This is a genomic window from Microbacterium sp. bgisy203, from assembly GCF_057706945.1.
In genome coordinates this window covers 23,974-45,861 of sequence record NZ_JBYIPF010000007.1, presented here as the reverse complement: position 1 = coordinate 45,861, position 21,888 = coordinate 23,974, and the positions used below count along the sequence as shown (strand labels likewise).

The window sequence follows — 21,888 nt, the reverse complement described above, 5'->3', positions numbered from 1 at the left end:
ACCGTGTTCGACTCTCCCCTGTCGGCATCCGCGTACGAGGTCCTCGCTGTCGCGTGGGATGCCTCGGACGACGACCTCCGGCGCGCCTACCGCCTGCGGCTGCGCCAGACGCACCCCGACACGGGAGGCGACGCCGCGCTGTTCGTGCAGGTGCAGCGCGCGTGGGAGCTCGTCGGCACCGCCGAGGCGCGCGCGGCGTACGACCGCGGCCACGGGTTCGGGGGCACGGAGGCGCCGCGGTTCGGGCCGGGCGGGTCCGGTCCCGGCTCCGGCTCCGCTTCTGGTGGCGGTGGCGCGGGTGGCTGGAGGCCGCCGGGGCGCGGGGCCGACACGCGACCCCGTGCGCGGTCGTTCGGCCAGCCCGGTGGGTGGCGGCGCGAGCGGTACCTGACGCTCATGCGCGAGTGGGTGGGGCGCGGGGCGGACCTCCCCGACCCGTACGACCCGGCGCTCGTCCGGTCGGCACCGCGGGAGCTCAAGCGCCTTCTCGCCGACGCGCTCGCCGAGGAGGAGACCGCGCGCATCGTCGGCGACCTCGGCATGGGGTACACCGTGTGGCACGACGTCGCCGCCGACCCGCGCGACCCCGAGCTGAAGCTCGACCACATCGTCCTCGGGCCGAGCGGGTTGTACGCGGTGCTCAGCGAGGACTTCGGCGGTCCTGTGCGCCTGCGCCGCGGGGAGCTCATCGGCGACGGGGTTGAGGGCGCGCCGATCGGCGACCTCGTCGCGGCATCCCGCGCCCTCGCGCGGAGCGCCCGCGTGAAGTTCGGCGGCGCGATCGTCGTGTTGCCCGATGACGACGTACCCACCGCGATCGAGGAGATCGGCAAGGTCCGCGGCACCCCCGTCGGCGTCGTCGCCCGCTCGGCGCTGTCGACGGTCCTCCGCCGCGGCCTTACCGGCGCGCGCGACATCGGCGGCAACGAGCTGTTCGATGTCCGCACCCGCCTGCAGGCCGCCGTGCGCTTCGTCTGACGCCGCCCGCCGTGCACGTGGCACCGCTCGCGAATCACCGGTGCTTTCGCGAATCACCGGGCGATGCGCGCAAATCCGGCGGTGACTCGCGCAACCGGCGGTGATTCGCGAGCCAGGGGGAGGGGCCAGGGGAGGGAGGAGGGGTCAGGGGGTGAGCAGGCGGTCGAGGAGCGCGAGTGCGGCCTCGTGGTCGACGTCGGCATCGAGCAGCCACTGGGTCTGCAGGCCGTCGGATGCCGCGATCACGAGCGCCGCGACGAGCGCCGGATCGACGTCGGCGCGCAGCGAGCCGGATGCCTGCAGCGCACGCACCCGGTCGGACAGCTCGGCGCGCAAGCGCGCGAAACGGGTCGTCGCGAACTCGTGCGCCGCCGGGTGCGCGCCGTCGAGCGCCGAGGCGACAAGGGTCGAGTACAGCTCGACGAGGCCCGGGATCTCGCGGTTCGCCGCCGCGGAGACCCGCATCGCCTCGGCGGGGCTCTGCAGCGGCGCCGGCGAGCGGACGGTGTCGACGCCCGCGGCGGCGTCGAGACCGTCCGCTCTGTCGGCGCCGGCGGAGGTGTCGGCGCAGGCCGGAGACATGGGCGCGTCGGCATCCCCTTCGCCGCGCTCCTCCGACTCGCGGTACACCGCCACGAGCAGCTCGTCGAGCGACCCGAAGTAGTGCGTGAGTGCCGCGTGCGTGACGCCGACCTCCTGCGCGATCGCGCGGAGGCTCGTCCGCTGCGCGCCGCGGCGGGCGAAGACCTCGATCGCCCGGTCGAGGATCTCCTGCCGCCGCGCCACCCCCTTCGCGTAGCTGCCGCGCGGGCGGGGGGTCTCGGCGGCGGTCATGCCGCGATCTTCTCACGCCCCGGCGTGCCGTATTCAGTCTCGGCGGGCGCGCGCCGCGGCTCCCGAGACGAGACGCCGCGGAATCTCGCGGGTCTTCACCGGCGCCCCGGCCGAGACTGCCCCGCCGAGACTGCATGCCACACGAGCTGCCGCGAAGCCCTCGGCCGCCGACCGCCTAGGCTCGAAGGATGGCCATCGGCGCAGTGATGCACACCTTCGACGTTCAGCTCGCGGACGTCGACCGCGGCGTGTATGAGGACCTCACGGTGCGGCTCGCGCAGCACCCGTCCGAGACCCCGGAGTACCTCCTCACGCGCCTCCTCGCCTACTGCCTCGAATACACGGAGGGCATCGCGCTCAGCGAGGGTGTCTCGGCGACGAACGAGCCCGCCGTGCTCGTGCGCGATGCGACCGGCCGCCAGACCGCGTGGATCGAGGTCGGCGCCCCCGATGCCGAACGGCTCCACCACGGCAGCAAGCTCACGGGGCGCGTCGCCGTCTACACGCACCGCGATCCGGCGCGCCTCGTGCCGACCTGGGCGGGCAAGAAGATTCACGAGCAGGACCGCATCGTCGTGACGAGCTTCGATCCCGGGTTCATCGCGCAGGCGGCGGATGCCGTGGAGCGCCGCAACACCGTGACCGTGTCGGTGACCGAGGGCCAGCTCTACCTCGACGTCAACGGCGCGAGCTTCTCGTCGGCGCTGCACCGGCAGGGCGTCGACGGCTCACCCCGGTAGTCGTCCGTCTCTGCCGGTCGCGCCCGGCGCCGCGCGGCTCGATGCGCCGTGGTTTCGATGCGCTGCCCGAACGCGACGCGGCGGGCGACCCGTGAGGGTCACCCGCCGCGTCGTCAGTGAGTCGGATCAGGCGTCCTTCTTCTCGTGCTTCGCCTTGAGCTCCGCGATGCGCTCCTCGCGCGATGCCTTGCGCTCGGCCTTCTTCTCTTCCTTCAGGGCCTTGCGGGCGGCCTTCGAGGCCTCCTCGGCGGCATCCTGCTGCGCCTCGAGCGTGTCGAGCACCTCGTCGAGCGGCCAGCGGACGATCGCGCCGCCGCGCTGCGCGACGGCACCGTCGAGGAGCGAGAAGTCCTCTTCGACCGTCTCGGCGATGATCGCGTTGGTCCCCGGCGGGACCGTCTCGGCGAACTGCGACAGCACGTCGTCCCCCTTGTCCATGCGCGAGGCGTCGACCATGGCGCCCCCGAGCGTTCCGAACGAGAGGCCCAGGAGCATGCCGACGGGGCCGCCGAACACGCCGACGAGCATGCCGATGAGCGAACCTCCGATCGTGGCGGTGCCGCCGATCTCGTCGCCGCCGTCGGTCACGGTCACAGCGCCGTTGACGTCGCGCTCGATCAGGGCTGCCGACTGCAGGCCGTAATCGCCCGACGAGTTGCGGAACGCGGTGAGCGCCTCGTAGGTGGCATCCCGGGTGGGGAAGGTGATGACAACGACGTTCTCGGAGATTTTTTCTTCGATTTCTTCGGTGGTTCATCAAGGCGGTCACGGTCAGCCCCCGCGCCGCCACCACTAGCATTTCGCCACCCGCGCACCCCCGCGCAAGCCCCTTCCCTGTGAACTTCCGATATCTGTACGCTGTGTCCACTCTCCGCCGGCAGATTCGCCCTCACGGCGGCGGTGGGGGCGCCGCGGATGCCGCTAGCCTGCACCGCAACCCGACAGCGCCCGGAGGTTTCCGACATGACCGACTTCGGCTCCACCACACCCGTACACATCGACCGCTCCGACGGAAAGGGCCTCGCCGCGGGCACCCTCGGCCTGTGGGGCTCGACCGTCATCGGCCTCGCCTCGACCGCACCCGTCTACTCGCTCGTCGCGACGCTCGGCTTCGTCGTTCTCGCCGTGGGCGCGCAGGCGCCGATCGCCTTCGTCATCGCGTTCATCCCGATGCTGTTCATCGCGTTCGCCTACCGCGAGCTCAACAACGAGATCCCCGACTGCGGAACGACGTTCACGTGGGCGACGAAGGCCTTCGGCCCGTGGGTCGGCTGGATGGGCGGCTGGGGCGTCGCGGCCGCCGGCATGATCGTCCTCGCGAACCTCGCCCAGATCGCGTCGATCTACTTTTGGAGCATCTTCGGCCTCGAGTTCGCCAACAACGACTGGCGGGTCGTCCTCGTCGCCGTCGCGTTCATCGCGACGATGACGTGGGTCAGCTGGCGAGGCGTCGAGATCGGCGAGCGCATCCAGAACGTCCTCCTCGCGGCGCAGTACATCGCGCTCGGCATCTTCGTCGTCGCCGCCCTCTGGCACTACTTCGACGGCACCGCGCCCGACCCGACCCCCTTCGACGGGAACTGGCTGAACCCCTTCGCGTTCACCGACTTCCACGGATTCGTGGAAGCTGCCCTCCTCGCGCTCTTCATCTACTGGGGCTGGGACACCTGCCTCGCCCTCACCGAGGAGACGAAGGACCCGAAGCGCACCCCCGGCCGCGCGGCGCTGCTGACCACCGTCATCCTGCTCGTCACCTACGTCTCCGTCACGATCGCCGCGATGATGTACGCCGGTCTCGGCGAGACCGGCACGGGGCTCGGCAACCCCGACAACGCCGACGACTTCTTCCTCGCCATCCGCGACGGCCTCCTCGGCCCGTGGGGCTGGCTGCTCGTGGTCGCCGTGCTCATCTCGGCCGTCTCCTCGACGCAGACGACGATCCTCCCGACCGCGCGCGGGACTCTCGCGATGGGCGTCTACCGTGCTCTTCCGGCGAAGTTCAAGATCGTGCATCCCGTCTACAAGACGCCGTCGTTCTCGACGATCGCTGGCGGCACCATCGCCGTCGCGTACTACGTCGGCATGACCCTCATCAGCGACAACATCCTGCAGGACTCGATCCTCTCGCTCGGCCTCGCGATCGCGTTCTACTACGCCATCACCGGCTACGCGTGCGCCTGGTACTACCGCGGGGTGCTCCGCCGCTCGGCGCGCGACCTGTGGTTCAAGGGGATCTTCCCGGTCCTCGGCGCCGTCATGCTGACCTACGCGTTCATCCAGTCGGCGATCGACATGTACGACGTCGACTACGGATACACCGTGCTCCTCGGCATCGGCGGCACGTTCGTCGTCGGCATCGGCGCACTCCTCGTCGGCGTCGTGCTGATGTTCGTCTGGTACCTCTTCCCGCGCTCGAAGCCGTTCTTCGACGGCCGGAGCCTCAACCGCGACACCCCCGTCATGGTGCCCGAGGAGCCCGGCGACTTCGTCCGGTCGGTCGACGGCGGGGTCTGACGGCATCCGTCGTCCGTCCCGCACCGGTGCGAGGATGGATGCCATGCCGCACCAGGTCATCACCGGATCCGGGTCGGGTATCGGCCGCCTCATCGCCGAGCGCCTGCACGAGCGCGGCGACCGGCTGGTCCTCGTCGCCCGCGACGCCGCGCGGGCAGAAGACCTCGCCGCCGCCTTCCCGGGGAGCGCGACGATCGTCGCCGATCTCGCCCGCCCCGAGACGATCGCCCGTGCCGTCGCCGCCGCAGATCTTCCGGATGCCGTGGACTCGGTCATCCACGCCGCCGGCATCGTGGCGCTCGGCGCGGTCGCCGCCCTCCCGCTCGACGCGTGGACCTCGCAGCTCGCCGTCAACCTCGTCGCCCCGGCGGAGCTCACCCGCGCGCTCCTTCCCCGCGTCCGCGCGGCGCGCGGCCAGGTGCTCTTCGTGAACTCGGGTGCGGGGCTGACCGCGCACCCCGAGTGGGCGGCATACGCGGCATCCAAGCACGGACTCAAGGCGCTCGCCGACGCCCTCCGCGGCGAGGAGGCGGAGCATGGGGTGCGGGTCACGTCCGTCTACCCGGGCCGCACCGCGACTCCCATGCAGGCCGAGGTCCACGCGCAGGAGGGCGCCGACTACGACCCGTCACGCTGGATCGACCCGGCATCCGTCGTCGCCGCGATCCTTACGGCGCTCGACCTGCCGCGCGACGCGGTGATCAGCGACGTCACCGTGCGCCCCGGGCCACGGTGACCGGACCCGCGATGGCCGGACCCGACATGAGCGGACCCGCGATGACCGACGTCGGCGCGATCCTCGATGCCGCGCGGACGCGCCTTGCGGGCTCTCCGCGCGAGCGTCTCGGCGACTGGGCGGCGTCGCGACGCCTCCTCGGGTTCGGGCGTGCGCCGCGGATCGTGCCGGTCGGCGAGGCGTGGCACGTCGGCGTGCTCCTGATCGGGGATGCCGAGGTCTGGGCGACCGGCGAGGTCCTCCGCGCCCGCACCGAGGCCCCCCGTGGGTACACCGCCCAGGCGCAGCGCGAGAGGTCCGAGCGGGCCGCCGCGGCCGCTCGAGGTGGTTTCGCCGAGGGGGAGGTGCTGCACCTCGGCGCCGCGCCGATCGACCTCGACGCCCTCGCGCGCGGCGAGGCATCCGGGCCCCTCTCCCTCGTCCTCGACGTGCCGCACATCCGCTGGAGCGCGACGGGGCAGACCCGCCCCCTCAGCGCCTACCTCGACGACCAGCTCGCCCTGCGCTGACGCGCATACCAAGCCCGGACCCCGCCGTCCAGCCCCAGCACGCGGACACCCGCCGGTAACGTCCAGAGCCTAGGCTGAGGCCACGACCACGGGAGGAAACATGCAGGCTTGGCCCGGATCCGCGTATCCGCTGGGGGCGACCTTCGACGGAGGTGGCACGAACTTCGCGCTCTTCAGCGACGCCGCGGAGAAAGTCGAACTGTGCCTCTTCGACGAGGACGGCACCGAGACACGCATCGAACTCGTCGACGTGGATGCCTTCGTGTGGCACACCTACCTGCCGACCGTGCAGCCGGGGCAGCGCTACGGCTACCGCGTGTACGGCCCGAACGACCCCGAGAACGGGCTGCGATTCAACCCCAACAAGCTCCTCCTCGACCCCTACGCGAAGGCCGTCGACGGCCAGGTCGAATGGGACCAGGCCGTGTTCGGGTACACCTTCGGCGAGCCCGACTCGCGCAACGACGACGACTCCGCCGCGTACGCGATGAAGGGCGTCGTCATCAACCCGTACTTCGACTGGGCGGGCGACCGGCTGCCGAAGACGCCGTACGCCGACTCGGTCATCTACGAGGCCCATGTGAAGGGGCTCACGGAACGGCATCCCGACATCCCCGAAGAGCTCCGCGGCACCTACAGCGCCATCGCGCACCCGGCGATCATCGATCACCTCAAGCGCATCGGCGTCACCGCCGTCGAGCTCATGCCCGTGCACCAGTTCGTCAACGATTCGACCCTGCAGGAGAAGGGGCTGTCGAACTACTGGGGGTACAACACGATCGCGTTCTTCGCGCCGCAGAACACGTACGCGTCCGCGGGCGACGGCGGGCAGCAGGTGCAGGAGTTCAAGTCGATGGTGCGCGCCCTGCACTCGGCGGGCATCGAGGTCATCCTCGACGTGGTCTACAACCACACCGCCGAAGGCAACCACCTGGGTCCGACGTTGTCGATGCGCGGCATCGACAACGAGGCGTACTACAAGCTGCAACAGGACGACAAGCGGTACTACACCGACTACACCGGCACCGGCAACAGCATGAACATGGGGCACCCGCATACGCTGCAGCTCATCATGGACTCGCTGCGCTACTGGGTGCTCGAGATGCACGTCGACGGCTTCCGCTTCGACCTCGCCGCGACCCTCGCCCGAGAGTTCTACGAAGTCGACCGACTGTCGTCCTTCTTCGAGCTCGTGCAGCAGGATCCGGTGATCTCGCAGGTCAAGCTCATCGCCGAGCCGTGGGACCTCGGGCCCGGCGGGTACCAGGTCGGCAACTTCCCCCCGCAGTGGACGGAGTGGAACGGGAAATACCGCGACACCGTGCGCGACTTCTGGCGCGGCGAACCCTCGACTCTGGGCGAGTTCGCCTCGAGACTGACCGGTTCGGCCGACCTCTACGAACACGACGGACGTCGACCCGTCGCCTCGATCAACTTCGTCACGGCGCACGACGGCTTCACCCTCCGCGACCTCGTCTCGTACAACGAGAAGCACAATGAGGCCAACGGAGAGGGCAACAACGACGGCGAATCACACAACCGCTCGTGGAACTGCGGAGTCGAAGGCCCCACCGACGACCCCGACGTGCTGCGGCTGCGCGCGCGCCAGCAGCGCAACTTCCTCGCGACCCTCATGCTCAGCCAGGGCGTGCCGATGATCGCCCACGGCGACGAGCTGGGGCGCACGCAGGGCGGCAACAACAACGGGTACGCGCAGGACAACGAGGTGACCTGGATCGACTGGGAGCACGCCGACCAGCCGCTCATCGAGTTCACCGGGGCCCTCACCCGCCTGCGCCGCGAGCATCCGACCTTCCGCCGCTCGCGCTTCTTCGACGGCCGGCCCGTCGCTCGTGAGGAGGGCGCGCCGATCCCCGACATCGCGTGGCTGCGCCCCGACGGCACCGAGATGCAGCCCGGCGACTGGGACTCGGGCTTCGGGCGTGCGATCGGTGTCTTCCTGAACGGCGACGGCATCCGCGAGCGCGATCGTCGCGGCGCCGACATCCATGACCGCCACTTCTTCGTGTTGTACAACGCCGGCGACGACGTCGTGTCCTTCACCATGCCGAAGGCCGAGTACAGCCCGCGGTGGGAGATCGTCGTCGACACGACCGGAGAGCTCACCGATTCGGGCCTCCACGACGGCGGCGCGGTCCTCGACGTCGCAGGAAAGTCGGTCGTCGTGCTCCGCGCGTTCGAGGAGGAGACCGTCGGCACCGACCACTCGGTCGCCGCGTCGCTCGCCGCGCATACGGCACCGATCGACATGGTGCGCTCCCCTGCCCCGCAGCCCGAGCTGCCGCACTGAGGCCGGGGAGCGCGGCGATGGGCGACAAGCCGGTCTCGACGTACCGCCTGCAGGTGCGGGCGGAGTTCGATCTGGATGCCGCGGCATCCGTCACCGACTACCTCCGCGACCTCGGCGTCGACTGGGCGTACCTCGCCCCGATCCTGCAGGCGTCCGAGGGATCCGCGCACGGCTACGGCGTCGTCGACCCGACGAAGGTCGACGAGGCGCGCGGCGGGGCCGCGGGCCTCGCGCGATTCTCGGCTGCGGCGCGGGACGCGGGTCTCGGCATCCTCGTCGACATCGTGCCGAACCACCAGGGCGTCGTCGCGCCCGAGCAGAATCCGTGGTGGTGGGACGTGCTCGCCCGCGGCGAGGCGTCGGTGCACGCGGCATCCTTCGACATCGACTGGGCCTACGGGGGCGGGCGTGTGCGGCTGCCCATTCTCGGGGGCGAACCCGACGACGTGATCGCCGCGGGCGAGATCAGCGTCGCCCCGCCGGCCCGCTCGAACGAAGGCGGCGGCGACGAGTTCGGCACCGCCCGGTATTACGACCTGACGCTCCCGCTCGCGCCCGGCACCGCGCCGCTGCACGAGACGACGGATGCCGCGGCCGTCCGCGACGTCCTCGCCCGTCAGCACTGGGAGCTCGGGTTCTGGCGGCGCTCACCGGAGCTGCTCAACTACCGGCGCTTCTTCACCGTCACCTCGCTCGCGGGTGTGCGCGTCGAGCTCCCCGACGTCTTCGACGCGTCGCACGTCGAGGTCATCCGCTGGTTCCGGGAGGGCCTCGTCGACGGTCTGCGCATCGACCACCCCGACGGCCTCGCCGACCCGGGAGGGTACCTCGACCGGCTGGGAGACGCGCTCGTCGCGGCGCAGGCCTCCGGAGCTGCGGGCGCGGCGGGGGCCGCGCGCCCCTACGTCGTCGTCGAGAAGATCCTCGAGCCGGGCGAACAGCTCCCCGGCTGGTGGGCGACCGAGGGGACGACCGGGTACGACGCCCTCGGCGGCATCGATCGCGTGCTCGTCGACCCGGCCGGCGAGCCTGGGCTCACCGACCTCGACACGGAGCTCCGAGGCGAACGCGCGGACTGGCACGCGATGACCGCCGGCACGAAGCGTGACATCGCCGACACGTCGCAGGCCGCGGAGGTCGGCCGCATCGTCCGGAACCTCCCGGCGTCGGCCCAGGGGGCGCTCACGGCGGATGCCGCCCGCGACGCGATCGCGGAACTGCTCGCCGCCTTCGCGGTGTACCGCGCGTATCTGCCCGCCGGGGCGGAGCACGTCACCGCCGCCGCCCAGGCCGCCCGCGCACGCCGCCCCGACCTCGCCGACGCGATCGCCGTGCTCACCCCGCTGCTCCTCGAGGGTTCCGGCTCCGACGGATCGGGCGAGTTCACCCGCCGCTTCATGCAGACGACCGGCCCCGTCATGGCCAAGGGCGTCGAGGACCGCGCGTTCTACCGGTACAGCCGGCTCACATCCCTCAACGAGGTCGGCGCCGATCCGGGCCAGTTCGCGCTGTCGGTGGCGGGCCTGCACGACGCGCTCGCGCGCCGCGCGGCATCCTGGCCCCACGCCCTCACGGCGCTCACGACGCACGACACGAAGCGCTCCGAAGACACGCGGGCGCGCCTGGCGGTGCTCGCCGAGATGCCCGCACGCTGGACGGCGGTGCTCGCCCAGCTGCGCGAGATCGCCTCGACCGGAGACGGACCGCTCGACAATCTGCTCTGGCAGGCGATCATCGGCGCATGGGCGCCGGACGACGCCGGTCTCGAGGAGCGCCTGCAGGGCTACGCCGAAAAGGCGGCGCGCGAGGGCGGCGTCGGAACCACGTGGGAGGACCCCGACGAAGCGTTCGAGGGCCGCGTGCACGCGCTCGTGTCGTCGGCGTTCGGCGCCGCCCGCGGGATCGTCGATGACATCGTCCGAGAGATCGCGGATGCCGGATGGTCGAACGGTCTCGCTGCGAAGCTCCTCCAGATCACCGGCCCGGGCGTCCCCGACGTCTACCAGGGCACGGAGCTCTGGGACCTCTCCCTCGTCGACCCCGACAACCGGCGACCCGTCGACTACGCCGCACGACGCACGCTCCTGGCGCGCATCGACGACGGATGGCAGCCGCCCGTCGACGCCTCGGGCGCGGCGAAGCTCCTGCTCGTCTCACGTGCCTTGCGGCTGCGCCGCGACCGGCCGGATCTCTTCACCCGGTACACGCCGCTCGAGACGGCAGGCTCGGCGTCCGAGCACGCGATCGCGTTCGACCGCGGAGGCGCGGTCGCGATCGCGACGCGCCTGCCGCTCGGGCTCGTGGGGCGCGGAAACTGGGGCGACACCGTCGTGATGCTCCCCGCGGGGACGTGGCGCGACGAACTCACCGGGCGCGAGGTCGCCGGCGGCGCCGCGCGCCTCGCCGAGGTGCTCGCCGACTACCCGGTCGCGCTCCTGGTCCGCTCGGCGCCCTGACGCCTTGGCCTTCTCGGCATCCAGCCAGGACATCGGGCGCGAGCCTGCCGGCCGTGCCCGCTACGGAGATGTCGGCGCAGATCGCTGTGTCCGCCGCGGGTGACGACGATTCGCGCCGACGATCTCGCGGGTGACGACGATTCGCGCCGACGATCTCGCCGGGACCGCACCCCCTGCGCGCTCGCACCGTGCCGACGCGTGCCGGCGGTGAGCGCGGGATGCGTGACCGTTCGTCGGATCGGTGGTGCGTGTGTCACCCCCTGTGGCGCCGGAGTCATCACCTACCCCACCGATCCGACGGATGGGACGCCGCCGCCTGCGCCCGCAGGCCGGTACAGCCCGCGCCGGCCGCCGAGTACCTACGAGGCCCGGCCGCAAGGGGGTGCGCCGCCTCGGCGCGAGCGGGCATCATGGGGCCATGACGACAGACGCGACCCCGAGCTCGGGTGCATCCGAGGCCGCCGCGACCATCGACGTGTGGGCTCCGCGCGCTGATCGCGTGCGCCTGCGCCGACCCGGGCATGACGACCTCGAGCTCGCGATGGTCGAGGCGGCGGAGGCCGGCTGGTGGCGCGCCGACGTCGCCCTGGCGAACGGTGACGAGTACGGCTTCGTGCTGGGGGATGCCGAGAGTGCCCGCCCCGACCCCCGCTCGCGGCGACAGCCCCGCGGCGTGCACGACCTGTCGGCGTGGGACGACGGGGCATCCTTTCCCTGGACCGACCAGGACTGGAGAGGGCGCGATCTCTCGGGCGCGACGCTCATCTACGAGCTCCACATCGGCACCTTCACGCCGGAAGGGACGCTCGACGCCGCGATCGCGAAGCTCCCCTACCTCGTCGACCTCGGCGCCACGCACGTCGAGCTCCTGCCGGTGAACGGCTTCAACGGGACCCACAACTGGGGCTACGACGGCGTGCTCTGGTACACCGTCCAAGAGGACTACGGCGGGCCGGGCGCCTACCGCCGGTTCGTCGACGCGGCCCACGACGCGGGTCTCGCCGTCATCCAGGACGTCGTCTACAACCACCTCGGACCGAGCGGCAACTACCTGCCCGAGTACGGTCCCTACCTGCGCGACGGGCAGAACACGACGTGGGGTGCGAGCGTCAACCTCGACGAGCGCGCCGTCCGCGACTACATCATCGACAACGCCGTGATGTGGCTGCGCGACTACCACGTGGACGGGCTGAGGCTGGATGCCGTGCACGCGCTCCACGAATCGGGGGCGTTCCCGACGCACATCCTCCAGGAGATCGCCGAACGCACCGACGCGCTCTCCGCCCAGGTCAGCCGCCCCCTCATCCTCATCGCCGAGAGCGATCTGAACGACCCGGTCATGATCCTGCCGCGCGACGAGGGCGGCTACGGTCTCACGGCGCAGTGGGTCGACGACTGGCACCACGCCGTCCATGTCGCCCTGTCGGGTGAGACGGCGGGGTACTACGCCGATTTCGCCGACCCGAAGGCCCTGCCGAAGACCTGGGCGGGCGGCTTCTACCACGACGGCACCTACTCATCGTTCCGCGAGATGACCTGGGGAAAGCCCGTCCCGGAAGGCATCCCCTCGCACCGGTTCGTCGAGTTCGCGCAGGATCACGACCAGATCGGCAATCGTGCGGCCGGTGACCGCCTGAGCCAGAACCTGTCCTTCGCGCGGCTGCAGATCGAGGCTGTCCTCACGATGATGGCGCCCGGCACGCCGATGATCTTCATGGGGGAGGAGTGGGGGGCATCCACACCCTGGCAGTTCTTCACGTCGCACCCCGAGCCCGAGCTCGCGGCGGCCACCGCTAAGGGGCGTCGCGAGGAGTTCGCGAAGATGGGCTGGGACGAGTCGCTCGTACCCGACCCGAACGACCCCGAGACCTTCGAGCGGTCGAAGCTCGACTGGAACGAGCCCACGCACGGCGAGCACAAGCGCCTGCTCGAGGGGTATCGGCTGCTCGCGCGGATGCGGCGCCAGCACCCGGAGCTGACCGACCCGGACCGATCGGGGCATGGCGGCGAGAGCGTCGGCGAGGGGCGCTGGATCCTCCACCGGGCCGGCGCGACGATCTACCTCAACCTCTCCGCCGAGCCCTGGCGGATCGATCTCGACGGGCGCGAGGTGTGGGTGGGGACGACGACGGCATGGGGTCCGGGAGACGCGGGTGCGCGGTCGTTGACCCTGTCGCCCGACTCGATCGTCGTCCTCGGGCCCCAGGGGAGCGCGCCGCTGCCGATGGCACGCAACCACGCCGAGTACGTCGCCGTCGAGAGCTGACGCCACCCGCGTCCGCGCGGTCAGGCGAAGGTGTCGGCGAAGGCGCGGAGGATCCGCGGGGGTTCGCTGAGGGATGCCGCGAGCACCCGCGCCGAGATCACGTCGTAGTCGCCGGCGGCGAAGTAGCCGTCGTCGCGGTACACGGCCATCCGCTCGGTGAAAGCCCGCCCGGTCGGCTCGGGGTGGAACTGCGTCGCCCAGAGGTGATCGCCGACCCGGTATGCCTGCACGGGGCATCCCTCGTTCTGCGCGAGGAGGACGGCGTCCTCCGGCATCCGCGCGGTGCCCTCCTTGTGCGCGGTGAGCGCCGTGAATGTCTCGGCGAGGCCGCCGAAGAGCGCGTCGTGGCGGCCCTCCGGAGTGAGCGTGACGCTCGTCGGCCCGGTGTCTTCGGGGTAGGCGCGGGTCACCTCGCCGCCGAGGGTGCGCGTCGCGACGCCGATGCCGTAGCAGGTGAAAAGGGCCGCGATCGATCCCGCCGCGGCCTCTTCGGCGAGGTGGGCGAGGGATGCCTCGAGCCTCCGCTGCGCGTCGGTCTTGGTCGACTCGGGGTCGGTGACGTTGAACGGGCTGCCGCCGACGACGGCTCCGTGCCAGCGTGCCGCCGCGTCGACCGGTAACGGTTCGCGAACGAGGTCCCAGCGCTCCAGCTCGTCTTCGCCCCGTCGCATCGCGGTGCGGAACGACTCGTACTCGGCGGCGGCTGCGCCCTCCTGCGGGCGGGCGCAGAGGTAGACGAGCGAGGCCATGCGGCGAGTCTAGAACGGTCTCGATGAAAACCATCGGCGGATGTATCAGGGCGACACCTGGCCTCCTCCTGCATGTATGGCCACAATGGGCGCTATGAGCGAAGCCGTGTCGCCGCCGCCACTGGAGAGCCCCGAGGGCGACGGCGGCGGTGCGCTGCCCGCGCACTCGGACCACGGCGAGGGGATCTGGGCCCGCGCCTCCGACGCGTTCGCGCGGTGGCGGGCGGGCGAGACGCGCGCGATGGACGACCTCGTCCGCACCATGACGCCCGTGCTGTGGCAGGTCGTACGCGCGTACGGCGTGGATCGGATGCTCGCCGAGGACGTCGTGCAGGCCACCTGGTTCACGCTGGTACGGCGGCACGAATCCATCCATGACGATCGCGCCGTCGCGGGGTGGCTGACGACCTGTGCGCGCCGCGAGGCGTGGCGCGTCGGTCGCGCGCAGCAGCGCGACCGGCCGACCGAAGACATCCTCCTCGAGCCGCTCCTGCCCGACGACGAGTCGGCCGAGGAGCGCGCCCTCACGAGCGACCGAGACCGCCGACTCTGGCATGCCGTGGGCGCCCTCGACGAGCGATGCCGGCGTCTGCTGCGCATCGTCGCATTCGAGGAGCGGCCCGACTACGCACGGATCGCCGGCGACCTCGGCATGCCGATCGGCTCGATCGGTCCCACCCGAGGCCGCTGCCTCGGAAAGCTCCGCACCGCCCTCGCCCACGAGGGAATGGGCGGAGATCCCCATGCGGATTCCAGAGATGAGGCCCCCCGTGACTCCTGAACCCACCGACCTCGACCTCGCCGACGACGCAGCGCTGTTCGCGGCGCTCCGGCGCACCTGGGAGGGCGTCGATCCTGCGCCCGTCGGCCTCGTCGACGACATGGTCGCCGCCGTCGCGTCGGCCGACCTCGGGCGCGAGTATGCGCTGCTGACCCTCGTCGAGGCCGACTCGACCGCCGCCGTGCGCGGCGACGCCGACATGCTCACGCTGCAGTTCAGCGACGGCCACACCAACGTGCTCGTTCACGTCACCCCGCGCGAGGGCGGCGCGCACCGCCTCGACGGGTGGGCGGATGGCGAGGTCGCCGAAGTGCACCTCATCCAACAGGATGCCGAGACCCGCACGACCTCCGACGGCGGGCGCTTCGCGTTCGACGACGTCGAGGGCGGGGTCTCGCGACTGCGCATCCTGCTCACCGCAGCACCCTCGCCCGACGCGGGCCTCGAGCTGCTGACGCCCCGCTTCGAGATCTGACGTCCCGGCATCCCGCCGCGACCCTGCCAGCCCCGCGTGACCTGAGGAGAGAGCATGCCCACCGACGACGGCGACACCGACGACACTTCGCCCACCGGGCAGCCGAAGGGCTGGTCGTGGCGCGACCGCGCGCGGGGCTCGGTCATCAGAGCGACGGTGCTCGACCCGGGGACCGAGCCTCTCGACGGCATCGAGGCCTTCCCGACGGCGTACGTGCCCGATCGGCTCCTCGTCTCGGACGGCGGCGACCCGGGGCGCGCCGAACGGAGCGTCGACATCGTCCGCGAGGCGGCGGCGGTCTTCGGGTGGGGTGTCGAGCGCGAACGGCTCGACGGGTCCGCGATGCAGGAGGGCGAGCGCATCGAGGCGCGACTGCGCGGAGCGCCCGTCGTCACGCGTGTGCGCCTCACCACGCCGGAGCGGGCGGACGGCGTCTCGCCGGCGCTCCCCGACGCGTGGCGCGTGCTGCAGGAGGTGCGCCGGCGCGCGCTGGCCGGTGACGTCGTGCGCAGACGCAACGGCGAGGCGGATGCCGGGCAGTCGCTGCGCCGAGCGAGGCTCGACCGCATCGGACTCGACCACATCCTCACGATCGACCCGGTCGGCCTCAACCCGTTCTCTCGGTCCAACCCGTTCACGCGGACCAATCCCTTCTCGAGGTCGAATCCGTTCTCGAGATCGAACCCGTTCTCGAGGTCGAACCCCGTCGACGAGTACGGGGACTGCGGCAGCGGCGGGCGCCAGCCCGTCGCGTGGGTCGGGCCCGAGCCGGGCCGCACCGACGTGCCCGACGGTCGACGGCGCCCCGTGGTGGCCGTCCTCGACACCGGCATCGGCGCCCACGGCTGGCTGCCCGACACGCTCGTCGACCGTGACGTCCGCCTCGACGGCGTGCCGGTAGGCCTGCACGACGAGAGGAACCCCGAGGTCTATCCCGACCTGTACGGCCCGCTCGACGGCGAGCTCGACCCGGTCGCCGGGCACGGCACGTTCATCGCCGGGATCATCCGGCAGAAGGCGCCGGATGCCGAGCTGCTCGCGATCCGCGTCGCCGACGCGCTCGGGATCGTCGAGGAGTCGAACCTCCTGCGCGTGATCGAAGACCTCGGCATCCTCGTGCAGCGCCACCGAGACGGGCGCGCGGACGGGCGGCCGATCGACGTGCTGAATCTGTCGCTCGGGTACTACCACGAGACGCCGGAGGACGGGCTCTACACCCGCGACCTGTTCGATCTGCTCTCGGTCTTGCGCGGACTCGGGACGACGGTCGTCGTCTCGTCGGGGAACGATGCGACCGACCGCCCGACCTTCCCCGCGTCGCTCTGGCCGTGGCCGGGCTCGGACAACGGGATCGCGCCCGACGACCTCGCCCCGCACATCTCGGTCGGGGCGCTCAACCCCGACCGGCGCACGACGGCGCTCTTCTCGAACGTCGGGCCGTGGGTGAAGACCTACGCGGTCGGCGCCGCCGTCGTGAGCACGCTTCCCGATTTCACGGGCGGGCTGCAGGCTTCCGCCCGCGACGACCAATACCGTCGGCGCCGCCTGACGATCGGGCCCGAGGACTATCGCGGCGGCTTCGCCGTATGGAGCGGTACCTCGTTCGCGGCTCCGCTCGTCGCGGGACTCGTCGCCGCCGCGCTCGGAATGCCGCCCGCCGCGGAGAAGGCGGAGCCTGCCGTGGGCGCCGCGCGGGATTCGGTCGAGAGGGTGCTCGGCGCGCTCGCGTGACCTGCCGCCGAACGCGGCATCCCCCCTCTGTTCTGGTCTCGAATGCGTGCGAATCGCGCGCACACGCGCGGGACACGGCATGCTGGGGGTGTGCACGCCGACCCCGCCGAACTCTATGCGCAGGGCCGCGCCTTGACCGGTGACCGGCGCTATCGCGAGGCGGATGCCGCGCTGACCGATGCCGCGCTCGCCGCAACGGACCCGGATCTGTGCGCCCGCATCGCCGGTACCCGCGCGTACGTCCTCGATCAGCTCGGTCGCCCCGACGAGGGGGAACAGCTGTGCCGTGACGCTCTGTCGGACCCGCGCCTCACGGCGCATACGCGCGGCGTCGTGGAGGGGCAGCTCGGAACGATCCTCATGCACCGGGGCCGCCTCGACGAGGCATCCGACCTTCTCGCAGCGGCCATCGCGTCGATCCCGGACGACCCGCTCGCCGTCGCCAACCTGCGCCTCAACCGCAGCCTCGTCTCGATGCAGCGCCGGGACATCGACGCCGCGACCGCGGATCTCGAGGCGGCGGTCGCGGCGTACGAGACGGCGGGCGACGAGATGGGCCTCGCCGAGACGCGGCACAACCTCGGCTACACCGCCCTTCTCGCCGGTGACCTCGTACGGGCGATCCGCGAGATGGGCGCGGCGCGCCCGATCGTCGCCGAGGCCTCCGCCGCGAACGCGGCGATCGCCGACGTCGACATGGCCGAGGCGCTGCGCGACGCGGGGCTCGTCACCGAGGCGGAGCGCCTGCTGCGTGCCGCCGCGCAGGCGTTCCGCGCGAACGGGATGCCGCAGGCCCGCGCCGAAGCCGAGCTCCATCTCGCCCGGTCGCTCCTGCGTCACGATCCGCGCGAGGCCGCCCGCGTCGCGGCATCCGCTGCTCGGCACTTCGACGCGCTCGGGGCGAGATCGTGGGCCGACCGGGCACGGGGGGTGCGCCTGCGCGCCCTGCTGTCCGGCGGCGCGATCGACCGTGCGGGGCGTGTCGTGGCGGCGGCGCAGGTCGACGATGCGGAGGTCGACGCCGTCGCGACGCGGCTCGCGCGCGAGGGCCTCGCCGCCGAGGCGGCGGCCCTGCGCCTCAGCCGCGAGCTCTCCCGCGCCCGGCGCGGCGCGCCGGCGGGCCGGATGCCGGGCGTCGACGCGCGCGCTCCGCTCGAGGTGCGCATGCTCGCGCACGAGGTGCGCACAGAACGCGCCGCCCGCGCAGGCGACGACGCGAAGGCCCGACGGCTCGCCGCGGTCGGCCTCGACGAGCTCACCGGATGGCGTGCGTCGTTCGGCAGCCTCGACCTGCAGACGTCGTTCGCGATGCACGGCACGACGCTCATGGTCGCGGGTCTCGCCGCCGCCCTCCGCTCCGCCGACCCCGCAACGGTGTTCGACTGGTCGGAGCGGGCGCGTCATCTGAGCCTCCAGGTCGTCCCGCTGCGCCCGCCGCCAGATCCCGAGCAGGCCGCCGAGCTGAGCGAGTTGCGGATGCTCCGTGCCGACGCCGCGGGCGGCGAGTGGATGAGCGACCCCCGCGCCATCGAACTCGGCGAGAGCCTGCGGCGGCGGCAGTGGACGACGACGGGTGCGGGCGACCTCGAGCGCCGCGTCGACCTCGCCGAAGCGGCGGCGGCTCTCGACGGCGAGACCGCGATCGCCTCGTACGTATTCAGCGGCGAGGGGCTCGCGTGCGTCGTCGTGGCCCGCGACGGCGCACGGGTGATCGCTCTTCCGGGGTGGTCGGAGGCGCGCAAGGACCTTCCCGCGCTCCGCTCCGACCTCGACATGGCGGCAGCGGTGCGCTCGGGTCCGATGACGTCCGTCGTCGCACGCTCCCTCGACGGGCACCTCGAACGTCTCTCGGCCCGGCTCGTCGATCGGGTCGTGGCGGACCTCCCCGGCCGCCGTCTCGTGCTCACCGCACCCGGGGTGCTCGCGGGGCTCCCGTGGGGCATGCTTCCGGGGCTTCGCGGGCGCATCCTCACCGTCGCCGCGTCGGCGTCGCGCTGGGTGCACGCTCGCGCGTCCGCGGCCGCACCGGAGCGCTCCGCGGTGTTCGCCGTCGGCCCGCGCGTCGCGCGCGGCGAGGAGGAGGCCCGCACGGGCGCCGCGCACTGGCCCGGCGCTGCGGTGCTCGTCGGCGAGGACGCGACAGTGGATGCCGTGTCGGCCGCCGCCTCGCGCGGCGACGTCCTCCACATCGCCGCCCACGGGCGGCACGCCCTCGACAATCCGCTCTTCTCGGGTCTGCAGTTGGCCGACGGTGCCCTCTTCGGCTACGACGTCGACCGGTTGCCGCACGTTCCGCGCACCGTCCTGCTCTCGGCCTGCGAAGCTGGCCGCACGTCGGTGCGGTGGGGTGAGGAGGCCGTCGGAATGACGCGTGCGTGGCTCCACAGCGGCGCGGATGCCGTGATCGCCGCTCCCGTCGTCGTCGCCGACGACGATGCGTGCGAGGTGCTCGGCGCCGTGCACGCGGACCTCGCCGCGGGGCTCGCTCCGGCGGAGGCGCTCGCGCGCGCGACGGAGCGCACCGGCATCCGTACGCCGTTCCTCACGCACGGCAACGGATTCTGAGATTCCTCCGGCGCCGATGTATCAGGAGCCGGCGGTGACGCTCATGATCCGTGAGACGACCGGTGCGCGGCCGCCGACAGGCGCTCGCACGTGGGGACGACGGCCATCTGGGGTGGACGTCAGGTCGCTCGCATGGACGGTGGTTCGGGGGGATTTTGACCCGTCCGGGGGCCGGTGGGTGGGGAACCCGCCGGCCCCTTCGCCGCGTCTGTCCGCAACGCTCGGCGTGAGGAGTGCAACGCTCAGCGCGAGGAGTTCGCGGTGCGCCCGCGCACGATGCCGATGAACGCGTCGACGAGTGCGGGCGTCTCCGCGTCGCGCGCGGGCCACGCGAGCGCCACGGTCGAGTGCGGGCCGTCCGCGAGGGGCCGGTAGTCGACGTCCTTCCGGTGGTGCAGGCGCGCGAGCGACATCGGCACGACGACGATGCCCACACCGGAGGCCGCGATCGCGATGGCCTCCTCGACCGAGGCGGGCGGCGCGAAGCGGGGCGCGTCGGCGCCGGGGATCTCGACCTCGAGCGGGGGAGCGACGGGGGTGATCAGCACCTCGCCCGCGAGGTCGTCGGCGGTCAGCTCATCGGCCGCGGTGAGGTGCGCGTCCGCGGCGCACACGACGACGGGCAGCTCGTCATACAGCGGGATGACGTGGAGCCCCTCACGATCGATCGGCAGGCGCACGAGCGCCGCGTCGACGGATGCCGGGGAGGTGTCGCCGCCGAGCGCGGCGCGCTGGTCGGCGATGCCGAGCGCGACCAGATCGAGCGGGATGCCCGGCATCCGCTCGCGCCAGACGTCGATCCACTTGCCGGGCGTGGCCCCCTCGATCGCGCCGAGGCGGAAGGGGCCGGGGGGCAGAGCGGGTGAAGCGACGGGAACGGGCTTCTTCGCCGTGTGCTTCTTCGCCGTGTCCTTCGTGGCGGAAGTCTTCTTGGTCGAGGGCGCCTTCTTGGCCGTGGCGGGCCTCTTGCCGGCGGGGCGCTTGCCCTGGCCTCCGCGCCCGCCTCGTCCTGCCGCCATGCTGCCAGCGTAGCCGGGGTGTCGCGGCGGTCAGGCGGCGAGGCGCAGTCCGCGGCGGTCGGTGGCGACCTGCTCGCCCTCGCCGATCTGCTCGTCGTCGCCGATGAGCGAACCACCCGCGATGCGCGCGTGCGCGCCGACGACCGTGCGGACGCCGATCTTCGCCTGCGATCCGATCGCTGCGCCCGATCCGATGTGGGCGTGCGGCGCGATCTCGGCGCCCTGGCCGATGACGGCGTCGGGTTCGACCCACGCGCCGCGCCCGATGTGCGCGCCCGCGGCGATCTGGGCGCCCGGTTCGACGTACGCTCCCGCTTCGACGAGCGCGCTGGCGTGCACCTTGGCACCGTTCGCGATGAGGCCTCGCCCGTTCACGTGCTTGCGGTAACGGAGCGTCCGGCCCTGATCGTCTTCGATGTCGACGTAGTTCTTGCCCACAGAGTTCCTCCTGAGATCAGATGCAACGGCATCCGTGCGCGATTCATTCCCGCGCACGGATCGGCCGGTCGCCCGCCGCAGGGCGCGGCGCGGTGCACGGCATCCTTCTTGGGATGATGGATGCCGTGACTGCCGCGCCCGAGCCCGACCCGACGACCGCGCCCTCCCTCGTCTTCGACGACAAGGCGCAGGCACACTCGGTCGCCGAGGACATCCTCGGCATCCTCACCGGCACCTTCCTGGTCTCGCTCGGGCTGCACCTCCTCCACGCGGCGCACGCCGTCACCGGCGGCACCGCGGGCCTGTCGCTGCTTCTCGGCTACGCGACGGGGTGGCCCTTCTGGCTGCTGTTCGCCCTCATCAACGTGCCCTTCGCCCTCCTCGCGGTCTGGCGGCGCGGATGGGACTTCACGATCCGCACGGTCGTCTCGATCGCGCTCGTGTCGGCCTGGGCGCTCGTGCATGATGCCCTGTTCCCGATCGACTGGATCGAACCCTGGTACGGGACGATGGCCGGGAACCTGCTCGCCGGCGTCGGCATCCTGATCCTCTTCCGGCACCGATCGAGCGTCGGCGGCGTCAACATCATCGGCCTCGAAGTGCAGGACAGAACAGGATTCCGTGCCGGCTGGACGATGATGATCTTCGACGTGCTGATCATCCTGTCCGCGCTGCTCGTCGTGCCGTGGCAGAACGTGCTGATGAGCGCCGTCGGGGCAGTCCTGCTGAATCTCGTGCTCGCACTCAATCACCGTCCGGGGCGGTACCTCGGACGGTGATGGAGCG

18 protein-coding genes are annotated in these 21,888 nt (G+C 72.0%); 13 read left to right on the top strand and 5 right to left on the bottom strand.

Translation table 11 applies throughout. The features are described from left to right. Window positions 1-3: 3 nt before the first annotated feature. Window positions 4-978, top strand: coding sequence for a DnaJ domain-containing protein (locus AC3ENQ_RS11135; protein WP_431804586.1), 975 nt, complete (start codon window positions 4-6; stop codon window positions 976-978). A gap of 144 nt (window positions 979-1,122) precedes the next feature. Here the strand turns inward: AC3ENQ_RS11135 and AC3ENQ_RS11130 are convergent, their stop codons facing one another. After that, window positions 1,123-1,812 (bottom strand): TetR/AcrR family transcriptional regulator, encoded by a 690-nt coding sequence (locus AC3ENQ_RS11130; RefSeq protein ID WP_431804584.1) that lies wholly within the window; start codon window positions 1,810-1,812, stop codon window positions 1,123-1,125. Between the two features lie 188 nt (window positions 1,813-2,000). Here AC3ENQ_RS11130 and AC3ENQ_RS11125 point away from each other — a divergent pair, with 188 nt between their 5' ends. Then, window positions 2,001-2,552 (top strand): YaeQ family protein, encoded by a 552-nt coding sequence (locus AC3ENQ_RS11125; RefSeq protein WP_431804582.1) that lies wholly within the window; start codon window positions 2,001-2,003, stop codon window positions 2,550-2,552. A 126-nt stretch (window positions 2,553-2,678) separates the two neighbouring features. Here AC3ENQ_RS11125 and AC3ENQ_RS11120 read toward each other — a convergent pair whose 3' ends face one another. Then, on the bottom strand, window positions 2,679-3,146 hold the full coding sequence (locus AC3ENQ_RS11120; RefSeq protein WP_431804580.1) for a DUF1269 domain-containing protein: 468 nt from the start codon (window positions 3,144-3,146) through the stop codon (window positions 2,679-2,681). A 369-nt stretch (window positions 3,147-3,515) separates the two neighbouring features. Between AC3ENQ_RS11120 and AC3ENQ_RS11115 the strand changes: the two genes are divergently transcribed. The 6 genes from AC3ENQ_RS11115 to treZ all read left to right on the top strand — a co-directional run bounded on the left by AC3ENQ_RS11115 (window position 3,516) and on the right by treZ (window position 13,344). After that, window positions 3,516-5,066, top strand: a complete 1,551-nt coding sequence (locus AC3ENQ_RS11115) for an APC family permease (RefSeq protein ID WP_431804578.1) — start codon at window positions 3,516-3,518, stop codon at window positions 5,064-5,066. Between the two features lie 43 nt (window positions 5,067-5,109). Further along, window positions 5,110-5,802, top strand: a complete 693-nt coding sequence (locus AC3ENQ_RS11110) for an SDR family oxidoreductase (RefSeq protein ID WP_431804576.1) — start codon at window positions 5,110-5,112, stop codon at window positions 5,800-5,802. An 11-nt stretch (window positions 5,803-5,813) separates the two neighbouring features. Then, window positions 5,814-6,311 (top strand): glutaminase, encoded by a 498-nt coding sequence (locus tag AC3ENQ_RS11105; protein WP_488185856.1) that lies wholly within the window; start codon window positions 5,814-5,816, stop codon window positions 6,309-6,311. Between the two features lie 100 nt (window positions 6,312-6,411). After that, window positions 6,412-8,622 (top strand): glycogen debranching protein GlgX, encoded by a 2,211-nt coding sequence (glgX, locus tag AC3ENQ_RS11100; RefSeq protein WP_431804572.1) that lies wholly within the window; start codon window positions 6,412-6,414, stop codon window positions 8,620-8,622. 17 nt (window positions 8,623-8,639) lie between these two features. Further along, the gene (gene treY / locus AC3ENQ_RS11095) at window positions 8,640-11,078 is read left to right on the top strand and encodes a malto-oligosyltrehalose synthase (protein ID WP_431804570.1); all 2,439 of its coding nucleotides are present in this window, start codon (window positions 8,640-8,642) and stop codon (window positions 11,076-11,078) included. A 418-nt stretch (window positions 11,079-11,496) separates the two neighbouring features. After that, window positions 11,497-13,344: a malto-oligosyltrehalose trehalohydrolase gene (gene treZ, locus AC3ENQ_RS11090; RefSeq protein ID WP_431804569.1), complete on the top strand. Its 1,848-nt coding sequence runs from the start codon at window positions 11,497-11,499 to the stop codon at window positions 13,342-13,344. A gap of 20 nt (window positions 13,345-13,364) precedes the next feature. Here treZ and AC3ENQ_RS11085 read toward each other — a convergent pair whose 3' ends face one another. Continuing rightward, window positions 13,365-14,093: a glutamine amidotransferase-related protein gene (locus AC3ENQ_RS11085; protein WP_431804567.1), complete on the bottom strand. Its 729-nt coding sequence runs from the start codon at window positions 14,091-14,093 to the stop codon at window positions 13,365-13,367. 94 nt (window positions 14,094-14,187) lie between these two features. Here AC3ENQ_RS11085 and AC3ENQ_RS11080 point away from each other — a divergent pair, with 94 nt between their 5' ends. The 4 genes from AC3ENQ_RS11080 (at window position 14,188) to AC3ENQ_RS11065 (ending at window position 19,645) form a co-directional block, all read left to right on the top strand. Continuing rightward, on the top strand, window positions 14,188-14,874 hold the full coding sequence (locus AC3ENQ_RS11080; RefSeq protein WP_431804565.1) for an RNA polymerase sigma factor: 687 nt from the start codon (window positions 14,188-14,190) through the stop codon (window positions 14,872-14,874). Continuing rightward, on the top strand, window positions 14,864-15,349 hold the full coding sequence (locus AC3ENQ_RS11075; protein ID WP_431804563.1) for a hypothetical protein: 486 nt from the start codon (window positions 14,864-14,866) through the stop codon (window positions 15,347-15,349). The genes AC3ENQ_RS11080 and AC3ENQ_RS11075 overlap by 11 nt, the downstream gene beginning before the upstream one ends. Before the next feature lie 54 nt (window positions 15,350-15,403). After that, window positions 15,404-17,080 carry a S8/S53 family peptidase gene (locus AC3ENQ_RS11070; protein WP_431804561.1) on the top strand — a complete coding sequence of 559 codons (1,677 nt, stop codon included), beginning with the start codon at window positions 15,404-15,406 and terminating at the stop codon, window positions 17,078-17,080. Between the two features lie 90 nt (window positions 17,081-17,170). Continuing rightward, a complete protein-coding gene (locus AC3ENQ_RS11065) occupies window positions 17,171-19,645 on the top strand; it encodes a CHAT domain-containing protein (RefSeq protein ID WP_431804559.1) in 2,475 nt (824 codons plus the stop codon). A gap of 242 nt (window positions 19,646-19,887) precedes the next feature. Here AC3ENQ_RS11065 and AC3ENQ_RS11060 read toward each other — a convergent pair whose 3' ends face one another. Then, window positions 19,888-20,664, bottom strand: a complete 777-nt coding sequence (locus AC3ENQ_RS11060) for a LysR substrate-binding domain-containing protein (RefSeq protein ID WP_431804557.1) — start codon at window positions 20,662-20,664, stop codon at window positions 19,888-19,890. A 30-nt stretch (window positions 20,665-20,694) separates the two neighbouring features. Then, entirely contained in the window at window positions 20,695-21,102 is a 408-nt protein-coding gene (locus AC3ENQ_RS11055; RefSeq protein WP_431804555.1) for a transferase, read from the bottom strand. Window positions 21,103-21,218: 116 nt separating this feature from the next. Between AC3ENQ_RS11055 and AC3ENQ_RS11050 the strand changes: the two genes are divergently transcribed. Beyond that, window positions 21,219-21,881: a YitT family protein gene (locus AC3ENQ_RS11050; protein ID WP_431804736.1), complete on the top strand. Its 663-nt coding sequence runs from the start codon at window positions 21,219-21,221 to the stop codon at window positions 21,879-21,881. The last annotated feature ends 7 nt before the right edge of the window (window positions 21,882-21,888 follow it).

Excerpts from the sequence above, each read along its gene's own strand:
- AC3ENQ_RS11080 (WP_431804565.1), top strand. The coding sequence starts at position 14,188 with ATGAGCGAAGCCGTGTCGCCGCCGCCACTGGAGAGCCCCGAGGGCGAC.
- glgX (WP_431804572.1), top strand. The coding sequence starts at position 6,412 with ATGCAGGCTTGGCCCGGATCCGCGTATCCGCTGGGGGCGACCTTCGAC.
- AC3ENQ_RS11070 (WP_431804561.1), top strand. The coding sequence starts at position 15,404 with ATGCCCACCGACGACGGCGACACCGACGACACTTCGCCCACCGGGCAG.
- AC3ENQ_RS11130 (WP_431804584.1), bottom strand. The coding sequence starts at position 1,812 with ATGACCGCCGCCGAGACCCCCCGCCCGCGCGGCAGCTACGCGAAGGGG.
- AC3ENQ_RS11115 (WP_431804578.1), top strand. The coding sequence starts at position 3,516 with ATGACCGACTTCGGCTCCACCACACCCGTACACATCGACCGCTCCGAC.
- AC3ENQ_RS11110 (WP_431804576.1), top strand. The coding sequence starts at position 5,110 with ATGCCGCACCAGGTCATCACCGGATCCGGGTCGGGTATCGGCCGCCTC.
- AC3ENQ_RS11125 (WP_431804582.1), top strand. The coding sequence starts at position 2,001 with ATGGCCATCGGCGCAGTGATGCACACCTTCGACGTTCAGCTCGCGGAC.
- AC3ENQ_RS11085 (WP_431804567.1), bottom strand. The coding sequence starts at position 14,093 with ATGGCCTCGCTCGTCTACCTCTGCGCCCGCCCGCAGGAGGGCGCAGCC.
- AC3ENQ_RS11060 (WP_431804557.1), bottom strand. The coding sequence starts at position 20,664 with ATGGCGGCAGGACGAGGCGGGCGCGGAGGCCAGGGCAAGCGCCCCGCC.
- treY (WP_431804570.1), top strand. The coding sequence starts at position 8,640 with ATGGGCGACAAGCCGGTCTCGACGTACCGCCTGCAGGTGCGGGCGGAG.
- AC3ENQ_RS11050 (WP_431804736.1), top strand. The coding sequence starts at position 21,219 with ATGGATGCCGTGACTGCCGCGCCCGAGCCCGACCCGACGACCGCGCCC.
- AC3ENQ_RS11105 (WP_488185856.1), top strand. The coding sequence starts at position 5,814 with ATGGCCGGACCCGACATGAGCGGACCCGCGATGACCGACGTCGGCGCG.
- treZ (WP_431804569.1), top strand. The coding sequence starts at position 11,497 with ATGACGACAGACGCGACCCCGAGCTCGGGTGCATCCGAGGCCGCCGCG.